The organism is Caldisericum insulae (genome assembly GCF_047785965.1).
In the GTDB taxonomy this organism is placed as follows: domain Bacteria; phylum Caldisericota; class Caldisericia; order Caldisericales; family Caldisericaceae; genus Caldisericum; species Caldisericum exile_A.
The window spans coordinates 1-23,105 of record NZ_JBLOBF010000016.1 but is presented as its reverse complement, the minus strand read 5'-3'; the positions used below and the strand labels follow the sequence as shown (position 1 = coordinate 23,105).

Genomic DNA, 23,105 nt, shown 5'->3' with positions numbered 1-23,105 from the left:
ATATATTGACAAAAAAGATATTTTTTATTAAAATATCTTGTTTGTGATGATTTAATTACGGAGGTTAAAATGGAAGAACTAATGAAACAGTACGAAGCTATTCTAAAACAAGTTGGAATAGACCCATCAAATAAACTAACAAACGATGAAGGCAAAATTATTCTTTTTAATAAACGTTGGATTTTAATGGATGTGGAAGCATTCCCAGAATACATTATCAAATCGACAGGGGCAATCATGGGTGAACGTATGGCACAAGAATTCGTTTACTGGTTTGGTTATAGCTATGGTGAAAGAGTTGCCGAAAGATACATAAATTTAGGAATACCAAAAGAGATTGTTCCTCATTTTGTAGCAGCTATAACAACATTTTTTACTGGATGGGGAATTCCTCAAATACTTGAAATGTCTTTAGAAAGAGGAAAGCTCCTTGTGAAAATCATTAACGACTTTGAGAGTGAATCGGCACTTCTAAATGGAGCAAAACCAACAAACAATTTTCTTAGAGGAGTTCTTGCGGGTGCTTTTGCAAAACTAATAGACGCAAAAACTCATGCAATCGCAGAATTTAAGGATGGATTTACTGTAATTTCTGTTGAGAGAAGATAAAAAATTTAAAGTATTGCAATTCCCCGTATCCACTTTTAAAAATCTTTTTTAATTCACTTCTTTAATACTTTTGATTATGCAAAAGGATTCTGATGAATACCAATTTAAGGAAAACTGATATTCCTTCATCATTCGATGAAAAATGTGGCAGCTTGTAAAATTTAAAGGGAGTTTCGTATTAAGTAAATTACCTAAAGTGGAGGTTTAAAAGCTATATCTCTTAGATAATTTTACATATTCGAGCGCATGTTCCTTTAGAGCATTTATTTCTTCTTCAGTAAGCTTTCTAACCGCTTTCGCAGGAATGCCAACGATGAGTGATCCATCTTCAAATACTGCATTTTCAAGGACAAGCGCCTGAGCCCCAACAATACTATTCTTTCCTATCTTTGCACCTGATAGAATCGTTGCCCCCATTCCTATGAGCGTATTATCTCCAATTGTTGCAGAATGAATTATTGAATTGTGTCCAACTGTGACATTCTCACCAATGTAGCACGTTGTTCCTTCATCAACATGGATTACAGAGTTGTCTTGAATGTTAGAATTTTTGCCTATGTGAATCTTTCCAATGTCTCCACGCAAAACCACACCAAACCAGATACTCACATTTTCTTCAACTTCAACATCACCAATAATAGTTGCATTATCAAAAACAACTGCTTCTTTTGAAATCTTGGGTTTTTTTCCTTCAAATTCAATGATCATAAACCCCTCCTAAATTACTTTGTACCGTTTAAAACTGTATTGATGGCGTAAAGGACATTTATTGCCTCAAGGTGCACTGAAAGCTCATTTTGAGAGCCTTCACGAATTTCAATTTGTGTTCCTATAGGAATTGTTTTTGCAATATACAAAGCGTCTTTGTTTTCCATACGAACGCAACCATGAGAGTTTGCAAAACCTATTGAAAAAGGCTCGTTCGTCCCGTGAAGCCCATATGATGGAAGATTCCAACCCATCCACACCATTCCAAGCCCGTTATTTTTGTCAATCTTATATGGTTGATATACCTTCCCTTCGAAGTACCATAAAGGATCAAAAGTTTTGTTAACAATTGTATAAATACCTGTTGGAGTTTCGTTATCTGTTGTATGCTCACCGATACAAACAGGAAAAACCTGTGAAATGGTGTTTCCCTCATATAGGAATAGTAATTTATAAGACTTGTTAACAACAATGCGATAAGTTGAGGAGTTTGCAATCCCTCCAAAAGAAACTAAATAAAATATTATTATCGTGAGAATTAATAATACCTTTTTCATATAAGAATTATATCATAAAAATAGCACTTTTATTACTCCACTCTCCCGTGAGCATTAAAATTGTGGGAGCCTTGAGAAATTATATTTAAATCTATCACCTCAAATCAATTGTCATAAAAAGTGTAGTAAGACAAATCCATTACTCGAAAAGGTAAAAGTCCCCCATCAACCATTAGAAAGGGGGATGCCCCCTTTCTAACTTACCCCCAAGGAAAAGTTATTATTTCGGGGGGAGTATTGAGGGGGTTGTTGCCCCCTCAAAATGGTTGTCATATCGAGCGAAGCGAGATATCTCCTCTGTTTATATTGGAGAGATTTACAAGTCTCCCCCTTCTAACTTTCCCAAAAGGAGGAGATTTCTCAGTCGCTTACGCTCCTTCGAAATGACAATTATTGGAAGAGGGCACATCACCCTTCCAACTTTCCCCTAAAAAAAGAATAACTTATCACTTTCATTTGTCATTCCGAAGACAATTTTCATCTGTCATTCCGAAGCCGAAGGCGAGGAATCTCCTCAGTTTGGGGGAGTATTGAGGGGGTTGTTGCCCCCTCAAAATGGTTGTCATTCCGAAGTGGCGTAGCCACGAGGAATCTCCGTCGTATGGGTGGAGTTCTGGGAGGGTGTCCCTCCTCCATTTAATAGGAGAATCTTCGTCACTTCGTTCCTCGGATTGACAATTTTTGGTGTATTTTTGGGAGAGTATTGAGGGGGCGGTTTGTTGCCCCCTCAAAATATGGAGATTTCTCAATAGTTAACAATAAGCGAGGTTTGAGAAAAACAAGGAGAAAGATAGCAAAAATAACAATGAATAGATTTAATCAAAATTTTATAAATTACTCAAACGAAGATACTTGATTTTTGTGTGAATTTTTGTAAAATCGCATCGTAAAAATGAAAGTTGGTATAACCTTTAACTTAAGAAAAACTTTTTCTGAAAGGGATTCTGTCTTCGATAGCCCCAAAACAATTGAGGATGTAAAATTAGCACTAACATCATTAGGACACAGGGTAAAACTCTACGAAGCAGATTCTGAGACGCTTTTCTATATGCTAAAGTTAGACAGACCACAAATAGTATTCAACATGGCAGAAGGACGTTATGGAATCTTTGGAGAGTCTTTTGTGCCTGCCCTTCTTGATGAATTAAGAATTCCATATACAGGTTCAGGTGTACAGGGGACGCTTGTTGCAGTAAACAAGGTTTTTACAAAATTAATTCTTCAAAGCGTTGGAATAAATGTCCCAAAACTCTACCAAGTTGTTAATACTCTAAAAGAAGAAATTGCTCAAATAGACAAGTTTCCTGTTATTGTAAAGCCTGTCTTTGAAGGTGCAAGCATAGGAATAAAATCAAACTCGATTTGTTATACAAAAGATGAAGTTGAAAAAGTAGTTTATAAACTCAAAGAACGCCTTGGAAACCGTCCTATTATGATTGAAGAATTTATTGAAGGAAATGAAATTACAGTTGGTGTTATGGGTAATTTCCCTCCTAAAGCACTTCCACCAATGGAAATTGATTTTTCGCCACTAAATAAACGAGAACTAAATGCAACAAACGGCATTCAAACATTCACTTTCAAAGCAAACTACTCTGAAAAGGCAAACTATTACTTACCCGCAAGATTTCCCTCGTATATAAACACTCAAATTCAAGAAATGGCAGTTAAGGCCTTTCAAATTTTGGGTTTAAGAGATATCGCTCGGTTTGATGTAAGAGTTGATAAAAACTTCAATCCATATTTTATCGAAGTAAATGCAGTTGTTGGACTTGAGAAAGAGCATTCAGATTTTCCAAGAATGTATAGAATGCTTGGTAAAGATTACAACGATCTCATAAAGGACATCCTGGATAATGCACTTGAGCGAGTAAAAAACAATGTTAGGATAAATTACTAAATCCTCAATTTTTGTGCTGAAACGCCTGGAATAGAAAGCCTATTCTCAAAATACACCATCAACCGAGTAAGAACAACAGAAACAAAAAGATAAATTATCCCTGCAAGAGAAAATGCTTGAATATACAGGAAAGTTTTGCTTCCAACATATTTTGAAACCGCAGTAAGTTCCATAACAGTCAAAACCATTGCAAGGCTTGAATACTGAGTAAGGGCAATAAGCTCGTTTGTCCATGAAGGAAGTACAATTCTAACAACCTGTGGTAGTAGAATGTTAAATATTAGCCCTGTTCTTGTAAAACCCAACGAAAGTGCTGCTTCAGTTTGCCCTGTTGGAATTGCAAGAAACGCTGTCCTAAAATATTCTGCTTGATATGCACCGCTATTAAGTCCCATACCGATGATTGCAGCCTGCAGTGGTGTGAATTTCACAAGTCCAGTAGAGCCAAGCCCATAGTAGAGGATAAACAATTGCACAATCATAGGTGTTCCTCTTATAAGGTCAATGTATGAAACGGCAACTGCCTTAAAAAATTTATTCCCATAAATACGCATAATTGCAAAAAGAAGACCAAGAACTATACCAATAAGAATTGATAGAACAGTAATAAGCATTGTGTACTTTAATCCCATTAACCAGAAATCTTTATACTTAAATAAAACAATTTCAAAGCTACTCATTCTTCACCTTTTGCAATCTTACTTAAAAATTTCTTTAATCTTTCTGATTTTGGATGCTCAATAATCTCCTGTGGAGTTCCTTTTTCAACAATCACACCAGATTCAAGGAACATAATCTCATGCGCAACGCTCTTAGCAAATTCAAGCTCATGAGTAACAATTAACATTGTCATACCGTTTTCTGCAAGTGTTTTCATTGCTTGCAAAACCTCTCCTATAAGTTCAACATCCAATGCGGATGTAGGCTCATCAAAAAGAATAATACGCGGAGACATAGCAATGGCACGCGCTATGGCAACTCGCTGCTGCTGTCCCCCTGAAAGTTGAGCAGGGTAATGATTCCACAAATCTTCTTTTATCCCCACAAGAAGTAGCGACTCTTTTGCGATTTTCAATGCCTCATCCTTTGGAAGCTTTTTTACCTTTATAAGACCTATCATTACATTATCAAGTGCAGTTAGATGCATAAATAGGTTAAAATACTGGAATACAAATCCAATTTTCTTTCTTGCCTCGTATATATTCTTTGGAGTTATTAACTCTGAATCAAGGTAAATTTCCCCTGAATCTGGCTTTTGTAAATAGTTTATGCAGTAAAGAAGGGTACTTTTGCCGCCACCACTTGGACCAATTATAACCTTCGTCTCTCCTTCGTTTATTGAAAAACTTACCCCTTTTAAAACTTCATTTTTATGATAGGATTTTTTAAGACTCTCGACCCTTAATACTTCTTTCATCTCTTTTCTCCCAATCCTGGAATTCGAACTCTCTCATACAGATTATTCAAAATACTCATTGAAGTCTTAACAAGCACAAAATATACAAGTGCTATAAAAATATAAATCTCAAAATACCTCCCAATAGAACGAGCAATAAAATCTGCACGAGTCATTATATCCATTACGCCAAGCACAAACGCAATTGATGTATCTTTAAGAACTGTTATAAACTCGTTTGTCCAGCCAGGAATCATTATTCTCAATGCCTGTGGCACCAAAATTTCTTTGAATACCTGAAATTTTGTCATCCCTAAGGAAAGACCTGCATGCAACTGCCCTGCACTTATCGCTTCAAGAGAACTTCTAAAAATCTGGCCTTGGTAAGATGCACTTCTCAATCCTAATCCTAAAATTGCAGAAAGAGTCATACCAAGATTAAATGCAAAATAAAGAATTAAAAATAGAAGAATTAATGGAACTCCGCGAAGAACTTCGCCTATGATTCGAAAGATATAAGAAAATGGGGGAGGCAAATAAACCTCCCCAAATGCAAGAGCACTTCCCAAAATAAGCCCTAAACCAATGCTAACAAATGTCAAAAAGAGAGTCCAAAAAATACCCCTTAAAACATAAATTAAATTTGATAAATTCAATGCACTAACATCAAAAATCATTTAATTCTTACCCACCAAAGTATTTGTTTATAAGATCATTCCAATCCTGCGTTCCTTTTACCTCAGACAGCGCTTTCTCAAGTTTTGTCTTTAGTTCTGTGTTTCCTTTCTTTACAAAAAGTCCAGCCTGTTCTGAAACAAGTTCTCCTGTTACTTTAAAGTCTTGCTTAGTAGAATAATAGGTTGCAACTGGCGTATCAATAATAACTGCATCAATATTTCCATTTTGAAGGTCAGTAATTGCTAAAACAACGGAGGTATATCTTCTTACATCAGCGTTTTTAATTTTTCCATCCGTTATTGCCTTGTCTATTGCTTCTTCGCCTGTTGTGCCTTTCTGTACACCAATTTTGTGGTTGCTTAAGTCTTCAAAAGTTTTTGGTGCATATGTTGAATCCTTCTTTACAAGGATAGACTGACCAGTTGATAGATACGGCACTGCATCTGCTTGTTGAAGTCTTTCATCAGTAATTGTTATGCATGCGGCTCCTACATCAATTTTATCAGCTTGAAGAGATGGAATAATCGTGTCAAAATCCATATTCACAATTTCAACTTTGTCATATCCCATCTTTTTACCTAAAAGTCTCATAAGATCAAGGTCAAAACCAACAAATTCCTTTGTTTTTTCATCAACATACTCAAAGGGTGGATAATCTGCTGATGTTCCAACCTTCAAAACGCTCTCCTTTTTTGCACAACCAGAGAAAAGCGTTAGGACTAACATAAACGCAACTGCCAAAATTAATGCTCTCTTCATTCCCTTACCTCCTTATATTTGGAAATATTTTATAAAAACTCATGCTCCTGTCAATACATTGTAAAGGAAATAAAGAAAAATTAAAATTATTTTATTAGAATTGTTAGAGTCACCTGATATGTGAGGTTTGTATCAATTGCCTTATCTTTAAGACTATTTTCTAAAATTTTAGCACTATGAAAATTTTCAATTGAATTTAAGAATTCAGAAATATTTTTTCCCTGAACCTCAAAAACAAAGGTTCCGTTTTTCTCATCTTTACTTTTAAGTGTTGCAATTTTTTGAAGTGAGTTTATCAGATTATTCAAATCGCTTTTGCTAATTTCTACTTTTATGGTCTCTTCTGTAGATATTTGCATTATTCCCATACCTGGTGACGCTTTAAATTGTTTTGTTATTTCTGTCTGTTTGCTTGCCAGTTCTTTATATAATGCAAACTTCGTTGAAAACCAAACACCAAACACAAGAACCAAAACCATTACAAATGCAAAAGAATATCTAAAGACTATTTGTTTTCTTTCAACAATCCTTAGTTTACTAACAAAATCAGGGGGATTCACCCTTAGCTCCCTTAAGCCTTCTTTCATCTTTTTGAGGTCTTCGTAATAAAAAGCATATTCCTTATCAAGAAGGAGCTCTTCAACCTCTTCTTTTTTTACCCTGTTATCAAGGTATTCATTAATTTTCTCTTTCATCGCTAATTAGATACCTATTATAATAAAAAAGTTCCATATTTTTAAAAATATCCCATATCCTTCAATATATTACGTAATTTGTCCCTTGCTCTAAACAGCCTCGATTTTACAGTTCCCATGGGCACACCCAAAATTTCAGAAGTCTCCTCATAGGAAAGTCCTTCTATATCAACGAGAGTTATAATTTCTCTCTCATCAAAATTGAGTTTTTTCATTGCTTCAAAAAGTAATTCGTGCCTATCAGAGTAAAAACTTTCAATCTTGTCATCTTTAAAAGTGGATATATTGTCGCTTAATTCAATATTTTTGATTTTTTTATAATGCTTGTAAAGAGTATTCCTTGCAATTCGATAAAGCCATGTTTTCAAAGAGGATTCTCCTCTAAAATTCTTAATATACTTGAATGCATATAGGTATGCATCAACTACCACATCTTCTGCAAGGTTTCTATCGTGACATATTTGCATTACGGAATTAAATAAAAAATCCTGCGTAGATCTCACAAGAATTTCTTTCGCAGTTTTGTCTCCCCTTTTAAGCAATTCAATTAATTTGCTCTCATCCATTCCCAAACCTTACAAATGTATTATAATGAAATATGAAAATTTTATTAAGTTTTATTGTTGCATACATCCTTGGTTCCTTTCCTTCTGCATACGTTATTACAAAATTGAAAATAGGAGTAGATATTCGTGAAATTGGCACCAAGAACATGGGCACGGGAAATGTCTTTCACCATGTAGGAAAGATTGAGGGACTTTTAGTCCTACTTTTAGATGTTTTAAAAGGAAGCCTTGCTATCATTATTGCGATTTATGGTTTTAAACTTCCATATTATATTGCAACAATTTCAGGTATGTTTGCAGTCTTGGGACATGTATTTCCAGTTTTTCTTAATTTTAAAGGTGGAAGAGGTGCCGCAACAACATTGGGAGTACACCTTACTATTATCTTTTCTTATCTTGAGCTGAAAGGCCTTTTTGTTTTTATACCAATTCTTATAATTTACCTAATACTTATAGCAATGACAAAATCCCAAGTTATTAGCTTGTTTTTCCTTTTTCCTGTATATCCTTTTTTACTTTTTGCCGTAACAATGGACTTCAAATTATTTCTTGTAAATATAGTTTTTACGATAATGGTTGAACTATTTGGGTTTCCAAATTTCAAAAGAGAGTTCAATAATTTTATTACCTTGAAAAGGGGTTCTTCATGAGGAAAAGAGATACAATAAAACTAATAAGTTTATTCATTCTTATCTTCTTCGTCTCAAGTTTAGCGGGTGTTTTAATTTACCTTAGAACAAGGGAATCTGAAACATATACTGTAAAGTTATACTTTTACGACCCAATCCCTAAAGAACTTGTCCCTGTAGAAGAAAATTTTAGAGGATCAATTGAAAGTATAACAAGACAAGTTTTTGAAACCTTAAAGGCTCCAAAAGTTTCAGCATATTTTCCCACAATCCCAAAGGAACTCACCCTTGATTTTGCAAAATATCAAAATCAAACGCTTACAATAAACATTTTAACAAATGGTGCAAAGAAAACAGCTAAAGAAGAATATATTGCATTTTTAAGTCTTGCGAATTCTTTAAAATCAATAAAAGGAGTAAATAATCTAAAAATTCTCATTAATTCAAGGGAAAACGATGTATTTTTGCGATATGTAAATATAAATGAAACACTCTCAAACCTTACTTCAACTCTACCAAAATTTAAAACTGTTTACCTTTATTTCTTAACGCCCGATCTAAACTATCTTGCAGTCGAAAAAAGAGAGATTCTTGACGCCGATAAACCGGAAGTTCTTGCAATGGAAATTCTTAATGAGCTTTCATATGGCTCAAACATTGGTCTTGTAAGTTTGTTAAAACCTGAGTATGTGAGAAGTATCGAACTAAAATCAGGTGGTCTTGCAACTGTAAATCTTTCAAATAGCATAAATCAATTATCACTTGGAAGTTATACCGCGAATCTTTTTGTTTTGAGTATTGTAAATTCCCTAACCGAAATAGCAGATATACAAAAAGTTTCCTTTAATATTGATGGAAATAAAATTGACACACTTTTTGGGACAGTTGATGTAAGCTTACCACTTGCAAGATTCAATGCAATGCCGAATATATCTTTTATAATTCCGTATTATGTTCTTCCGTTAAATGGAAATGTTGCTTATGTTCCTGTTGTAATTCCTACAAAAACAACGGACTTAACAAAAATTTTCGAAGAATTAAAAAAACCAAGGGAAAACTTAAAAACTTACCTAAACGATGTGGATATTAAAAAAATAGAAGTAAAAGGCTATACCTTAAAAATTGTGCTTGCCTCAAAAAAAGTTCTAAGTGCAGAAGAAATTGATTACATCAAAAAACAAGTTTTCTTAACAACAATGGAACTTCCAAATATTAATACTCTTGACTTAACAATAGGAGAGGAGGGATTCTTATTAACAAGATGAAAATAAAAGGAAAAGGTGTATATTCTAATGGAAAGATTTTAAAAGACTATGGCATTGTTATAGAAGAGGGATACATAAAAGAGATTATTCCAAACAGCGAAATCGGAACTAATGATAACACAATTTCGGTTGATGGTTTTATCTATCCTGCATTCATCGAATCGCATGCACATATTGGAGAGATAGCAAATATACTTTCCCATATAAACGGAGAAAATTTTTCATTTGACGAAATAATCTCTGCAATTGAAGATCGGGATGTTTCTTTCATATTCAATGTAAACTTCAATAAGCTTTCAAAGGAGCAATTTAGACACCTATTCAATCTTGATAAGAAAATATACATGCAAAGCAAAGATGAGCACTCAGTATTTGTTTCAAAGAGGTTCCTTGAAAGCACTTCAATAAACTGTGAATCAATCGATAAAAACTCGCTTGTTTTCATTGACAATGAATTTATAGGTATTTTCAAGGATAACGCCATTGGCTCTGTGAAGCATCTAAAAGAGATAAAAATAGACGAATCAGTGCTTGTAAAAGTTGAAGAGTATTTCCTATCACGTGGAATTGTAACGATTACAAACTTTGACTTTTACATAAAAGACTATCTAAAGGATAGAAAAATTCGAATTGTGCAAGGCATACAAAAAGACTACTTAGACGATGCAATACTGGAAGGCATAAAAACTGGTCAAGGAAATGATAATTTTGTATATGGACCTTTGAAAGTTTTTCTTGACGGCTCTCTTGGCTCACAAACAGCAAAGATGAAAGATGATTATCCCTTTAAGGGATTGCTTCTTTTAGAAGAAGGTGCTTTCGATGAGATTGTAAAGAAAGCAAACGAAAATGGAATACTTGTTGCAGTCCATGCAATTGGAAGTGAAGCGGTTCACATTGCCTTAAAAGTATTCAATAAGTATAAAGGACTTTCAAAGATGAACCGTATAGAACACCTTCAATTTATTGACCAAAGCGATTTACCTTTATTAAAAGAAACTCCATTTATCCCATCTATGCAACCAATTCATGCAAAGGGAGATGTAGATCTATACAAAAAGTATATGCAAGGTTTTAGATATGCCTATGCTTTTAATACAGTGCTTAAATCAAAAGGTTTCTTGATTTTTGGCTCTGATGCACCAGTTGAAGATGCCTCAGTATTTTATGGAATTAATGCTGCAGTAAAGCACCCGTTGTTTTACGAAGAAAGCATTCAATTAGATAAGGCAATAAGTGCATATACTGATTGGGGCGGAATTTACAATTATGTCCCGAATAGAGGAAGTATTGAAAAAGGAAAACTTGGGGATATTGTTATTTTGAAAAATGAAATTTTGGAAGATAATTTATTAAATAACGAAATACTTTCCGTTTTTAAGGGAGGAGAAATTGCATGGACGAAATAGAAACAAAAGTACTTGCAACAATTACAAAGGATAAATACCTACTTACAAGAGGGCTTGCAGAGGGGCTTGAAAAAAGTCTATTTGATGCGCCTGAAACAAGGACTTTGTTTGACTATGTTGTTTCAAGATACTCAAAAAATGCTCAACAAATCGACATTGATCTTTTGAAAGAATCCCTTCGCGAAGATGGGGTTTTCACAACAAAAATGCAAGAATTAATTAATGCGATTCAAAAAGAAGAACCTCTCACCCTTGAAAGCCTGTTTATATATATAGAAACACTCAAAAGAAGATTGGGTGAAAAAACCCTTATAAACATTGCAAAAAAGATTGAAAACTATGTTGAATCAAAAGCAAAAAAAGAAGATATTGTTGAGTTTACGGGAAACATAATTGGTGAACTAAGGGAAATTATAACAGGAAAGACAAAAAGAAAAATCTTACCTGTTAGAAGTTATCTTATAAGATTCACGGCGGAACTTGAATCAAGGACGGAAAATATTAATCCAATACTTGGGTATTCATTGGAACCTTTCTCATGTCTTAATGAAACTTTATCTGGAGCACGAAGAGGGTTTTACTATGCACTTGCAGGAGCACCACGCAGAGGGAAAACGAACTTTATGCTAAAGCTTGCAACTTCTATTGCCATGAATGAAAAAATACCTGTACTCTACTACTCGTGGGAGCAAACTGAAAGAGTCCTTTTCTTGAGAGTACTATCACAAGAAACCCTAATTCCGCCTTATCTTCTTGAAACTGAAAGAATTTTCGATGATCCTGATCTTTCAGAGCGCTTTAATCAAGGCTATGCAAAGGTTGAGCAATTTATGAATTATATGTATCTTATCGAAGGAAGAAGAGAAGATACAATAAACAAAATAAGAAGTCATGCATTGTCAGTAATGCAAGAAAATAACACAGATAAAATTGCAATTTTTATTGATTATCTACAAAAAGTACCTACAAATATTCTTTATCAGGATCTTGCTCAACAGGTTGACGAAGTCTCAGGAGGCATTGCAAACCTATCAACAGAACTCAATGCACCCATTTTTACAATCTCATCTCTTGATAAAGAAGGCGCAAAACTCGATACAGAAGAGAGTAAAACGCGTCCAACAATGTTTAACTGCACTGGTGGTGGGGATATAGAGTATGATGCAGATGTTGCAATGGTCCTCACAAAGGATTTCAAAGATACAAATGTCCTTTACGAAAAAATATATAATGCCTCAAAAGAAGGTCGTATTGATCCGAATAGAATTCCTCACTTTGACATTCTAAACCTTTACATTGATAAAAATAGGGATGCTCCCTTTGGTGGAAACATCATAATACAGTACCTATTCCTTATCGAGGATAATACTCTTGTAGAAATTGGATATAAAGATATAGGTGAAGAGAGAACCTATGCAAAAATTTCAAAGATATTCGAGTGGATGCTCGAAAATGGTTATCTTGTTAATATGAGATGAGAATAGCATTAATTATAATTGGGGATGAAATTTTAGACGGTCTTAGAGAAGACGAAAACTTTAGAGTTGCAAAAAAATATTTAAAAAATAAGGGTTCGTTAGATTTGCTTATTTTCGTAAGAGACAATCTCAATGAATTGAAAAGAGTTCTAAATTTTGTAAAAAATTCGTTCGATATAGTTTTAACTTCTGGTGGCTTAGGGCTTACACCTGACGATATAACTCTAAGGGCTTTTTCTGAGGCCTTCAATCTACCGCTTGCGAAAAATGAAAAGAAACTGGAAATAGTCAAGAAAAACATTGAAAGAGTTAACGCAATCCAATACACAAATTTTATAGACGAACTTTCAGAAGGCCTTTCAGGAAGCACTCCAATAGAAAATCCAAAGGGAGTTGCGGCTGGTGAAAAGATTAAAATTGAAAACACTACCTTTTACATTCTTCCAGGTGTCCCAAAAGAATTTGAGGCAATACTAAAAATAATTTTAACTGACTTTACAAGTAATAAAAGGATTAATAAAGTCGAATACGAAGTTGATGAAAAAGAAGCACGCCTTATAAAAGTTTTAAGGGAAGTTGAATACAATTTCAATGTTAAAACTGCATCATACCCACCGATTCACGAAAAAGAAAAATTGAAGATAATTCTCTACGGAAATGGTTGGCTAAAGGAAGCAAAGGACTATTTTGAAAACACTTTGAAAAATGCAAAAATTCCTTTTAAAGAAATTAGCCCCAGCCACACCTCATAACCCCCCACCTCAAAAGAGGTATTTGGGGTACCTTCCCTCAAAAAAGAGGGAATGTTTGAGGTTGTAGCCAGGGTAAGAGTATTTTACAAAAAATTAAAAAATTTGCAAACTTTTTTATAATTAGATTATGAAAGCAAAGGCATATGCAAAGATAAATTTAACGCTTGAAATTGTAGGTGAAGCAGGAGAATACCATGCCATTGAATCGGTATTCCAAAAAATAGGTCTTTTTGATGTTGTTTCAGTGAAATTGGGAAAAACAGATTCGGTTATTTTTTCTCAATCAATAAGAAATGTGACATCAACTGTTCACAAAGCACTTGAATTATTCAAAGAAAGAGCAAAAGTAAAGGAAAATTTTGAAATATACATTGAAAAAAACATTCCAATGGGAAGCGGACTTGGTGGTGGAAGTGCAGATGGAGCAGTTACACTTCTTCTACTTAACGCAATGTTTAAGAATATTTTTTCAAAAAACGATCTCCACCAAATCGCAAAAGAGGTTGGCTCTGATGTACCATTTTTCCTTTACTCAAATACAGCATTGGTTAAAGGAGTTGGTGATATTGTGCAAGAACTCCCAAGCCTAAAAGAGTTCTATTTTGTTTTGGTTCATCCCAAATTCCATTTCAAGACAAAAGAAATGTATAGCATGTTCCACGAATATGGAAAGTATTCAGATGGAAGTAGAACGCTTGCGATGGTTGAATTAATAGAAAAAGGGAATTATTCTGCAAAAGATATTGACAAACTCTGTTATAATGATTTTGAAATGATGCTTTTAGAGAAGTCAGAAAAGTTTGTTGAATTTAAGAAAGTTCTTGAGACAGTTGCAGAAGTAAGATTTCACCTTACTGGATCTGGATCAACGCTATTTGCAATTTTTGATACCAAAAAAGATGCAGAAAAAGTTAAGAATACCCTTGATAAGTTTAAATTTGATTCGGACATTGCAAGTTCTCTTGTCTAATTAGAGATTTTTTACTCTCTCAATATATTTTTGAACATCAAATTTCTTGTATATTGAATTCTCACTCATATATCTAACTTTTCCAAAAATTGGGCGTTCCTTAAAGGGTCTGTCGTGCTTTCCAAAGCACCACGCAATGCCTGCGTAGGAGTTTGGATCTCGCCCATCTAAAGCATATTTGTTGTTTAAGTCTTCAAGGAACTTAAAAGCAATTTCTAACGATTCGCTCCACTCAATTATTTTCTTCCCCCAATACATTCTTATATAACCATGCATTTTTCCAGTTTTTACGAGTTCAATCATAGCCGCATTAAAAAGTGGATCATGAGTTTCAGCATTTTCAAGTTGTGAAAAAGAATATCTATATGGTCTCTCATCAAATTTGTGATTTTGTAATGTCTCATACGCCCACGGCTGAAGCCCTTCAAGTCTATCGTAGCGCGAATTGTAATAAACAAAATTAAAAGCAAGTTCTCTTCGAACAATTAACTCATCAAGAAAGGCTTCTTTTTCGATGTCCTCAACACTACTATCAAGAACCGTTAGGGCAATTTCAATTGGAGATATCTGACCAAAATGCAGATATGGACTTAAATTTGATGTAAAATTTTCCGAGAAATTATTCTTTTTTTCAATATATTTTGACAGTTTATTCTGTACAAAATCCTTAAGAAGTTCTTTTGCGTTACTATAGCCACCCACAAAGTAGTGAGTTTCGGAAACATTATACCTAAAGTGAAGCCGATTTATTGAATCCTTCGGATTTCTTATGTCAAAAGAAAATAAAATTTCCCTAAAAGGTGGAAAAGAAATCTGAGGAAAATCTAATGGTACGAGATAATCTTTAAGATTTTTTTGAATTTTCTTTCTTATTGTATATGCTCCGTATTCCTCCTTATTTGAGGTAACCTCAACTGGCACAACTACATTATCCTCAACAGCCACCACAGGGACCTTAATCTCTTCCACAATATTCTTCCGCCATTCTCTTAGAAACTTTGTATATCCCACATCCATAAAAAGAATTGAAGCATTCTTGGAAAATTCTAAAACGTGCTTTACGGGATCACCAATATGCACAACAAATCTTATGTTAAGTTTTCGAAGCTCTTCATAAACTTCTTTAAGTCCCTCGAGCATAAAAAGGAAATTTCTTCTGCTTCCATAGGGAAAATTTTCGTCTATTACAAATAAAACAACAAGTGGTTTCTTAAGTTCGTTTGCCTTTTTGATCGCTTCGTAAAGCGCAAAATTATACTTAACCCTCTGTGAGGACTGCATCCAGTAGAGAACAAATCTTCCGTAATTATTAATACTCATATCTTTTAAAATTTTAACTCTTGCCATTTCGTTAAGTTGTGAAGGGGGGACAAAATCCCCCCCCTAAATTACTTTGCCTTTTTCGTAGTTGTGGACTTTTTAGTTGTAGCTTTCTTTTCTTCTTTTTTTGTGGTTTCTTTTACTTCTTTCTTTATTGTTTCTTTCTTCTTTGGGGCTTCTTTTTTCTCGGTTGCCTTTTTGGTCTCTTTTTTAGGAGCTTCGACTACCTTCTTTTCTTCGGTCTTCTTTGCTTCCACTGCACTTTCGGTATTTTTCTTTTTGCAAGCCATTTTTACCTCCTTTAATTCTATTTTATAATAAAATAAAAAAATGCAATAGTTTTTAAAGAAAATTATTTGACTTTTTGGAGGTTTTTATGGAGAATTTCGCAAGACCAAAAGTTGTCCTCAGTAAGTGCATTAATTTAGAAGCAACTCGCTATGATGGTGGCATCATTAAGGATGAATTTGCAAAAAAGTTAGGAGAATTTGTAGAATATATTCCTGTTTGTCCAGAAGTTCAAATAGGCCTCCCTATACCAAGAGACCCAATAATCATTGTTAAAAATGAACCCGATAAACTCATACAACCAAAAACAAAAATAGATCTAACACAAAAAATGCATGAATTCAGCAGGGGGGTTCTCAAAAGTTTGAATGAGGTAGATGGCTTTCTTTTAAAAAGCAAATCTCCAAGTTGCGGAGTTAAAGACACAAATTACTATAAAGATTACGAAGGCAAAGAACCTGTGGGAAAAACTTCGGGAATGTTTGCAAGAAAGGTAATGGAAATGTTCAAAAATTATCCAATTGAAGATGAAAAGCGCCTCATCGACAGAGGAATAAGAGACCTATTTTTAACAAAGATCTTTGCATTTGCCGATATAAGGACATTGAAGGATAATCTTACAAAGTCAAATCTTATTGAATTCCATGCAAGATACAAATTGATGCTTATGACATACAATCAAACAAATTTAAGAGTACTTGGGAAGATCATATCAAACCTCAAAGAAAACGAAATAGACGCATACCAAAATTACTCACAAATTTTCAAGAGTTCTTTTAATAAAAAACCATCGGTAGGTGCACATATTAATACACTGCTTCATGCTTTTGGATATTTTAAGGATAAACTTTCACCAAAAGAAAAGGCACACTTTTTAGACGTAATCGAAGACTTTTCAAAAGGAAACATAGATTTATACACTCCTATTGAACTCATTTTGGGTTTTGCTATACGGTTTAACGAAGATTACATCCTTAAACAAAAATATTTTAATACTTATCCTAAGGAACTGAGGCGCCTGTAATAGTTGTTTCTCAAAATTTCTAATTCTACTTCCTTTGGGACAAGATAAGTTATTGATAAGCCATTTTTTATTCGCTCTCTTACCAAAGTTGATGAAATGGAGAAGAGAGGATGGCTCAAAGTAAAAATTTTATCTTTGAATCCATTGAGATTTTCAGAAACAAATTCTCTTAGGGTCAAAAAATCGTCGTTTAATCTTTTTGCAACAATAAAGTAGGAATTTCTTAGAACCTCTTCGTAGTCTTTCCAGAGAGTAATCTTTAAAAACGCATCTTCCCCTATAATGGAAAAAACCTCAACATTATCTTGTGTGAAGTGCTTTAGCGTGTCTATGTAATAGGAAGGCTCAGGCCTTTTAATTTCAAAATCCGAAACTTCAAAGTGATCCTCATTCTTTATCGCCATTTTAACAAGATTATAGCGTATGTTTTTATCGAGCAGATCTTTTTTAGCAAAGACAGGGTTCCCTGTTGGGACAAAAATTACCCTTTCGAGGCCAAAAAGATAGGTAGCCTCCTTTGCTACAAATAGATGTCCTATGTGGATTGGATTAAATGCACCACCATAAAGCGCAATTCTAATCTTCGTGGTAGATGAATGATTTGCTTCCAATTAGAACTCTATCCCCTTCCTTAATTCCTCTTGCTTTAAGAATTCTATCAAGGCCAATCTTATCAAAGTATCTCAATAGTTCATTAACTGAACCTGCCCTATTAAAATCGGTGAGTTCTGCACGCCTTTCGAGTTCTGGATTTGATACTTTAAAGGTATTGTCATCTAACTTCTCCACAATAATTTCCTTATTTCGGTCAAGTGTAAATTCCTTAACCTCTTCCTGAGGCTTTTCTTCTCCTATTTTCGTTTCTTTCACAAGTTCATATAATCTTTCGAGAACTTCCCTAAGACCAATTTCGTCTAATGCTGAAATAAAGAAGACTTCCTCGTTTACTCTTTTAAAAAATTCTTTTAACTCCTTTGTCCTTTTTACCGGCCAGGTATCAATCTTATTTATGACTATTATTCTCTTCTTTTGGAGGAGCTGTTCACTATAGCTTCCAAGTTCATTTAAAAGTATTTTGTAGGTTTTTTTAATGTTTTTCCTATCAGAACCATCTATGAGGAACATTAAAACTTTTGTCTTTTCAATGTGAGACAAAAACTGATTACCCAAACCCTTTCCCTTTGACGCGCCTTCAATAAGCCCAGGTAAATCTGCAATTGTAAAAGATCTTAATTCATCAAGCTTTACAACACCAATTTTTGGGGAAAGTGTTGTAAATGGATATGAAGCAATTTCAGGATGGGCATTACTAACTTTTGAGATAAAAGTTGATTTACCAGCATTTGGAAGCCCCACAATACCAACATCAGAGATGACTTTAAGGATCAGTTCAAGGTCTCTTTCCTCGTATGGACCGCCTTTTTCGGAATAGTGAGGTGCTCGTTCGGTAGATGTTGTAAAAGCTTTGTTTCCCCTTCCGCCTTTTCCACCCTTCGCAACAACAATTGATTCTCCGTCTTTATTCAATTCAGCAATTACTTTTCCCGTATTTCTGTCAATGATAGTGGTGCCAACGGGGACTTCAATTATCAAATCCTTCCCGTTTTTTCCATGTTTGAGGCGACCACTTCCATTTTCTCCGTTTTCTGCAAAGAAGTGCTTCTTGTATAAAAATTTCTGGAGGGTTGTGAGGTTTTGATTGGCTTTGATAATAACATCTCCACCTTTACCTCCGTCCCCTCCATCAGGACCACCTTTAGGAATAAACTTTTCCCTTCTAAAGCTTATTGCACCGTCTCCGCCTTTTCCAGAGCGAACTCTTATATAAGCGTGGTCAATAAGTGATTTTTTAAGCGGTCTCACTCTCTAAGACATCAACCTTTGTATACTTTCTTGTTTTTGTAAATTTGACAATACCATCTTTAAGGGCAAAAAGCGTCCAGTCAGAGCCAATACCTACATTTTTACCAGCTTTAATCCTTTCGCCTCTCTGCCTTACAATAATATTGCCTGCTTTTGCAAACTGTCCATCAAATAACTTAACTCCAAGATATTTTGGGTTGGAGTCTCTGCCGTTTACTTTACTTCTCTTCTTTCCCATGTTAGTTTACCTCCCCTACAATCTTATCAATCGTAATCAAAGTGTAGGGTTGCCTGTGTCCCTGCTTCTTCTTGTTTCTTGTCTTGTGCCTGTAGAAAAAGACAATGATTTTCTTTTCTCTTCCTTGTTCTTTAATAGTCCCCTCTACGTAGGCATTCTGAACCTTTGGGTTTCCAACAACAACTTTTTCTCCATCTTTAAGAAGGAGCACTTCGTCGAATTTAACTTTGGTGCCTATTTCTCCTTCAATCTTTTGCACCTTAATTGTGTCACCTTCCTTAACTCTATATTGGTGACCGCCAGTTTTAATAATCGCTTCCATAATAACCTCCTTCCACTACAGAAGGTACTGGGGAAACCTTCCGTAAGTAGTTTAACTCCAATCAAAGTATTATAATAAATAACCTCCTTTTTTGCAAGTTTAATAATTTGTCCTTTGTGAATATACTTATCCACAAAGATCCTTGAAATTCAAACTCCTTTTCGCTTAAAAGGTTTTTACAATACAAACACTATGGTGATTGTCTTATTTATAGGATCCCAATCTACTTTTCCTCCCAAGTTCTCGCTTATAAATCTCAAAGGTAGCATTGTTCGAGAGTTTATTATTTCAGGAACTACTTTGGGATTGTCTGGGTCAATTGGTTTAATTTCAGAAATTCCACTCCCTCGAATTTCAACGGTTGCATTGGGCTTTCCAATCCAAAGTGTAATTACAGCAAAATCTGTTTCAATATAGACACTCCTATTGTTTGCATTCCAACTAATTGTACCTCCAATTGATTCTATAATTGGTCTTATTGCAACAAGAGTTCTGCCATTTTTAATAACTGGAGGTGAATCGAGTTTTTTAACGACTCCATTTACAGAAAAACCTTCTTCTCCTATTTTAAGAATAATTTTATATTCAATTGGTTTCCGTTCAAAAAACACTGTTATTTTATGATTAGTGCTGATCTTTGTAAAAGTATATGAAGTTTGCGGTCCAATGCTTATATTATCGACATTTACATCGGCAACCTTCATTCCCTCATTTGGTATAAAATTGAATGTTTTAGAATCACCATAATAAACTCTTATCTTACCTACAGGCTCAATATTGCCGGGACCTACAGAATTTGCTTCAATAATAAAAGTTTGTTTTTGAAATTCGGCAGTTATTGTATGATTGCCTAAAACATTTAAAAAGCCATGTGTAAATTCCTTTCCGACAGATTTGCCGTCTACTAAAACATCCTTTATTTCATATCCAAAATCGGGAATGATCGTAAAAATAACACTCTCATGGGGGTTAAGAGTAATAATTCCTGAAGGTACAATCTTACCGCCCTCCCCTGCTTTAGCAACAATACAATAATTCAATTTCTCAAATTTTACATATATCTTGTGGTCTTGATTAATATTTGACAAGGTGTAAGTAAAGCTTCCATTATCAAGTTGTGTCACACTGTTAATAACTGAAATCCCATCTAAAAGAACATCTTTTACAGTAAAAAATTCGATAGGTTGAAAGGTAAATGTAAGCGAATCCCCCATAACAACAGTTGCCTTTTCAGGCGTTATTTTCCCATAACCATTTGAAGAAGCCTCAATATTATATTTATAGATTGGTGCAAGCAATGAAACTACGGCCTTTATATGAATTTCCTCTCTTCCTATCTTTTTATTCATATTCATCGTCAAATACAATGGATTATCTTTATAAATTTGTTCATCTGGAGAGGATTTCCAATATAAAAAGGAAAAAGGTAGCTTTGGTTTTGCGGTTAATTTTATAATCTCATTTGGGGCATAGTGTGATTTTTTAGGTTCCAAAGTAACATCACAGGAAGAAGATCCCTCAACTGAAAGAATATAATCGTTAAAAACATACAATTCATCTCTTGCATTAACAAATAGAGTTCCGTCGTTTGCAATTACAACAGGTGAAAAAGTTCCCGATGGAAGGTTATATTTCCACCTCAACTGTCCATTCTTAGTTATTGCATAGAGAGTGTTTTGTGAAGTAACAGCAAAAATTGTCCCGTCGCTTGAAATTGTACAACCACTTTGAATAGAACCATTATTTGTAGTAAAACTCCAAAGCAATTTACCAGCTGAATTTATTGCATATACTTTACCGTCAGCATCCCCAATATAGACATTACCTAACTCATCTACAGCAGGATTAGAAGAAATCAAGCCTGTTTTATAAGTGAATACAACCTTCTTATCCTTTATGGCAAACAGAGTTCCTTCATTTTTCCCATTCACCGCTGCAAAAAGCATATTATCCTTCGAGGCTAATAGATAGGCCCCATGCGTTACAAGCTGATTTGTAAGCAAAGGAAACTCCCATACAACTTTCCCGTTTGTATCAATTGAGTACAAACTACCAAGATCATTTAATGTATAAATAAGTGAATTTGAAATTATGGGTGTTTTGAAAGTTGACATATCTACAAATACTTTCCAAATGAGTTTTCCGTAAGAATCCAGGGCATAGAGGTAGCCTTTCTCCGTTAAAAAATATATGTTGTTACCATATACAAGAGGAGTATTAATCCGTGAATCCCCAAAGAACCTCCAAACAATATTTTTATGGACAATATCATAGCCTGCTAAAATTGTGTTAGTCATTGTAAATATTAATAAGTTATTTAAGATAACAGGACTTGCATACGGAATTTCACCGCTTCTTTTAATCAAAGAAACAATCCCGCCATAGTTGTCAAAGATACAAAGGTAAGATGCAGAGTTTACGAAGATATAACCATTATTTAGCACAAGCACCGAAGTAAAGGGAGAACCTACATTAAGCTTTCCTTTAGGGATACCCGATACAAACTCTGTACTAAATGGATAAAACCCTGAATGCCTCTCATCAAAGAGAAAATTATTACACGATGCATCACTCAATTGGCTCTTTGCAGGTGAAAAGTGTGGAAAAAGAATAAAAAGCAATACAAAAATAATAAAACACACAATTGATTTCTTCATTTTGCCCTCCTTTTATTTATTAATTCCACCAATAATATTATACAAAAAAATTTTTTGTTAATAATATTTATACAATATCAAGTTTCTTTCAATAGTGCAAATGGCAAAAAGAAAATAATAAAGGCTATCCATTTTGGAGGATAGCCTTGTCAATATATAAGTTATATTTATTAGTGGATATAAGATCTTAGCTTTATACTGAGTTCTTTATAACCATCTTCGGGTGAAATCTTTTGAAGGAAAATCTTTTGTAATTCTGCACCAATATCAACATACGCTTGCGTCCATTCTTTTGTAACTGGTTCAATTAAAGCGTTTGGCAATTCATCAAAACCAGCTCTTCTTTCAGGATGATTTGCAATGAAATCTTTTAAAAGAGGTAAATCAAGTGCACTTTTTCGAACAGGTAAATATGCTGTATCTATTGACCATCTGGCTGTTTGATATGGGGAGGTAAACCATTTTACAAATTCCCATGCACCCTTCACAGTTTGAGCATCATATCTATTTCCAAAAATCACCACGTTTGCACCCGAAAGAGTTGTGTATTGTCCTTTTGGTCCAGCTGGAATTGGAGCCTGTGCCCATTTGAATCTACCACCAACAGCTTGATCTACATATGTATATCCAACAACACTTCCAAAAATGAAGGCACATTTCTTATTTCCAAAATCTGATTGGTAGTCGTATCCGTTAGTAAAATGCATATAACCATTTTTATAAAGTTCGTTAAGCAATTTAACAGGAGCAAGGGCGTTTGGATCTTTATCAAACAACACATTTCTATAATCATCTGTAAGGACTCTTCCACCCCACTCATACACCATTGCATACCAAACATCAACGATTGCATCAGATGAACTCATTCCTAAAGATGCACCCCACTGCGAACCGTCCGGTTTTGTGAGAGCCTTACACATTGTTGCAAATTCATCCCAAGTTCTTGGAGGATGGTCGAAGCCTGCTTCTTTAAGCATTTCGATGTTGTAGTACATAACCTCGACACTCTTGTTAAAAGGCAT

The 23,105-nt window shown here is 34.4% G+C and carries 25 protein-coding genes; 9 read left to right on the top strand and 16 right to left on the bottom strand.

Translation table 11 applies throughout. The features are described from left to right. Positions 1-69: 69 nt before the first annotated feature. The gene (locus tag ACMV0E_RS07555; RefSeq protein ID WP_416085775.1) at positions 70-609 is read left to right on the top strand and encodes a hypothetical protein; all 540 of its coding nucleotides are present in this window, start codon (positions 70-72) and stop codon (positions 607-609) included. A gap of 204 nt (positions 610-813) precedes the next feature. Here the strand turns inward: ACMV0E_RS07555 and ACMV0E_RS07550 are convergent, their stop codons facing one another. Then, positions 814-1,317, bottom strand: coding sequence for a gamma carbonic anhydrase family protein (locus tag ACMV0E_RS07550; protein ID WP_416085774.1), 504 nt, complete (start codon positions 1,315-1,317; stop codon positions 814-816). A 14-nt stretch (positions 1,318-1,331) separates the two neighbouring features. Continuing rightward, entirely contained in the window at positions 1,332-1,874 is a 543-nt protein-coding gene (locus ACMV0E_RS07545) for a L,D-transpeptidase (protein WP_416085773.1), read from the bottom strand. Between the two features lie 892 nt (positions 1,875-2,766). Here ACMV0E_RS07545 and ACMV0E_RS07540 point away from each other — a divergent pair. Beyond that, positions 2,767-3,774, top strand: a complete 1,008-nt coding sequence (locus ACMV0E_RS07540; protein WP_416085772.1) for a D-alanine--D-alanine ligase family protein — start codon at positions 2,767-2,769, stop codon at positions 3,772-3,774. Here the strand turns inward: ACMV0E_RS07540 and ACMV0E_RS07535 are convergent. The 6 genes from ACMV0E_RS07535 to ACMV0E_RS07510 form a co-directional block, all read right to left on the bottom strand. Then, positions 3,771-4,454 carry an amino acid ABC transporter permease gene (locus tag ACMV0E_RS07535; protein ID WP_416085771.1) on the bottom strand — a complete coding sequence of 228 codons (684 nt, stop codon included), beginning with the start codon at positions 4,452-4,454 and terminating at the stop codon, positions 3,771-3,773. The genes ACMV0E_RS07540 and ACMV0E_RS07535 overlap by 4 nt on opposite strands. Continuing rightward, positions 4,451-5,191: an amino acid ABC transporter ATP-binding protein gene (locus ACMV0E_RS07530; protein ID WP_416085770.1), complete on the bottom strand. Its 741-nt coding sequence runs from the start codon at positions 5,189-5,191 to the stop codon at positions 4,451-4,453. Before ACMV0E_RS07530 ends, ACMV0E_RS07535 begins: the two co-directional genes overlap by 4 nt. Beyond that, positions 5,188-5,847: an amino acid ABC transporter permease gene (locus ACMV0E_RS07525; RefSeq protein ID WP_416085769.1), complete on the bottom strand. Its 660-nt coding sequence runs from the start codon at positions 5,845-5,847 to the stop codon at positions 5,188-5,190. Before ACMV0E_RS07525 ends, ACMV0E_RS07530 begins: the two co-directional genes overlap by 4 nt. A 7-nt stretch (positions 5,848-5,854) precedes the next feature. Beyond that, entirely contained in the window at positions 5,855-6,607 is a 753-nt protein-coding gene (locus ACMV0E_RS07520) for a basic amino acid ABC transporter substrate-binding protein (RefSeq protein ID WP_416085768.1), read from the bottom strand. An 86-nt stretch (positions 6,608-6,693) separates the two neighbouring features. Continuing rightward, positions 6,694-7,302: a hypothetical protein gene (locus tag ACMV0E_RS07515; RefSeq protein ID WP_416085767.1), complete on the bottom strand. Its 609-nt coding sequence runs from the start codon at positions 7,300-7,302 to the stop codon at positions 6,694-6,696. A gap of 41 nt (positions 7,303-7,343) precedes the next feature. Then, positions 7,344-7,868 carry an RNA polymerase sigma factor gene (locus ACMV0E_RS07510; RefSeq protein WP_416085776.1) on the bottom strand — a complete coding sequence of 175 codons (525 nt, stop codon included), beginning with the start codon at positions 7,866-7,868 and terminating at the stop codon, positions 7,344-7,346. A 32-nt stretch (positions 7,869-7,900) separates the two neighbouring features. Here ACMV0E_RS07510 and ACMV0E_RS07505 point away from each other — a divergent pair, with 32 nt between their 5' ends. The 6 genes from ACMV0E_RS07505 to ispE all read left to right on the top strand — a co-directional run bounded on the left by ACMV0E_RS07505 (position 7,901) and on the right by ispE (position 14,371). Then, entirely contained in the window at positions 7,901-8,518 is a 618-nt protein-coding gene (locus tag ACMV0E_RS07505) for a glycerol-3-phosphate acyltransferase (protein ID WP_416085766.1), read from the top strand. Continuing rightward, positions 8,515-9,762 (top strand): GerMN domain-containing protein, encoded by a 1,248-nt coding sequence (locus ACMV0E_RS07500; protein WP_416085765.1) that lies wholly within the window; start codon positions 8,515-8,517, stop codon positions 9,760-9,762. The genes ACMV0E_RS07505 and ACMV0E_RS07500 overlap by 4 nt, the downstream gene beginning before the upstream one ends. Beyond that, on the top strand, positions 9,759-11,171 hold the full coding sequence (locus ACMV0E_RS07495; protein ID WP_416085764.1) for an amidohydrolase: 1,413 nt from the start codon (positions 9,759-9,761) through the stop codon (positions 11,169-11,171). Before ACMV0E_RS07500 ends, ACMV0E_RS07495 begins: the two co-directional genes overlap by 4 nt. Continuing rightward, positions 11,159-12,649 carry a DnaB-like helicase C-terminal domain-containing protein gene (locus ACMV0E_RS07490; protein WP_416085763.1) on the top strand — a complete coding sequence of 497 codons (1,491 nt, stop codon included), beginning with the start codon at positions 11,159-11,161 and terminating at the stop codon, positions 12,647-12,649. The genes ACMV0E_RS07495 and ACMV0E_RS07490 overlap by 13 nt, the downstream gene beginning before the upstream one ends. Further along, complete coding sequence (locus tag ACMV0E_RS07485; RefSeq protein WP_416085762.1) at positions 12,646-13,401, top strand: competence/damage-inducible protein A; 756 nt, start codon at positions 12,646-12,648, stop codon at positions 13,399-13,401. Before ACMV0E_RS07490 ends, ACMV0E_RS07485 begins: the two co-directional genes overlap by 4 nt. Before the next feature lie 127 nt (positions 13,402-13,528). Next, positions 13,529-14,371, top strand: coding sequence for a 4-(cytidine 5'-diphospho)-2-C-methyl-D-erythritol kinase (gene ispE, locus ACMV0E_RS07480; protein WP_416085761.1), 843 nt, complete (start codon positions 13,529-13,531; stop codon positions 14,369-14,371). Here ispE and ACMV0E_RS07475 read toward each other — a convergent pair whose 3' ends face one another. Continuing rightward, complete coding sequence (locus ACMV0E_RS07475) at positions 14,372-15,691, bottom strand: deoxyribodipyrimidine photo-lyase (protein ID WP_416085760.1); 1,320 nt, start codon at positions 15,689-15,691, stop codon at positions 14,372-14,374. It abuts the gene before it with no gap. 68 nt (positions 15,692-15,759) lie between these two features. After that, positions 15,760-15,981, bottom strand: coding sequence for a hypothetical protein (locus ACMV0E_RS07470; protein WP_416085759.1), 222 nt, complete (start codon positions 15,979-15,981; stop codon positions 15,760-15,762). Between the two features lie 86 nt (positions 15,982-16,067). Between ACMV0E_RS07470 and ACMV0E_RS07465 the strand changes: the two genes are divergently transcribed. Next, positions 16,068-17,003, top strand: a complete 936-nt coding sequence (locus ACMV0E_RS07465) for a YbgA family protein (RefSeq protein ID WP_416085758.1) — start codon at positions 16,068-16,070, stop codon at positions 17,001-17,003. Here ACMV0E_RS07465 and nadD read toward each other — a convergent pair. From nadD to ACMV0E_RS07435, 6 genes are all read right to left on the bottom strand, one after another. Then, on the bottom strand, positions 16,976-17,614 hold the full coding sequence (gene nadD / locus ACMV0E_RS07460) for a nicotinate-nucleotide adenylyltransferase (protein ID WP_416085757.1): 639 nt from the start codon (positions 17,612-17,614) through the stop codon (positions 16,976-16,978). The two genes, ACMV0E_RS07465 and nadD, sit on opposite strands and share 28 nt — an antisense overlap. Further along, positions 17,580-18,866 (bottom strand): GTPase ObgE, encoded by a 1,287-nt coding sequence (gene obgE / locus ACMV0E_RS07455; RefSeq protein WP_416085756.1) that lies wholly within the window; start codon positions 18,864-18,866, stop codon positions 17,580-17,582. Before obgE ends, nadD begins: the two co-directional genes overlap by 35 nt. Beyond that, on the bottom strand, positions 18,853-19,104 hold the full coding sequence (gene rpmA / locus ACMV0E_RS07450) for a 50S ribosomal protein L27 (RefSeq protein WP_014453885.1): 252 nt from the start codon (positions 19,102-19,104) through the stop codon (positions 18,853-18,855). The genes obgE and rpmA overlap by 14 nt, the downstream gene beginning before the upstream one ends. Position 19,105: 1 nt before the next feature. Then, positions 19,106-19,426, bottom strand: coding sequence for a 50S ribosomal protein L21 (gene rplU, locus ACMV0E_RS07445; RefSeq protein ID WP_416085755.1), 321 nt, complete (start codon positions 19,424-19,426; stop codon positions 19,106-19,108). A gap of 176 nt (positions 19,427-19,602) precedes the next feature. Further along, on the bottom strand, positions 19,603-22,083 hold the full coding sequence (locus tag ACMV0E_RS07440) for an outer membrane protein assembly factor BamB family protein (protein ID WP_416085754.1): 2,481 nt from the start codon (positions 22,081-22,083) through the stop codon (positions 19,603-19,605). Positions 22,084-22,253: 170 nt separating this feature from the next. Next, on the bottom strand, positions 22,254-23,105 hold an 852-nt coding region (locus ACMV0E_RS07435), incomplete at its 5' end, for an extracellular solute-binding protein (RefSeq protein ID WP_416085753.1).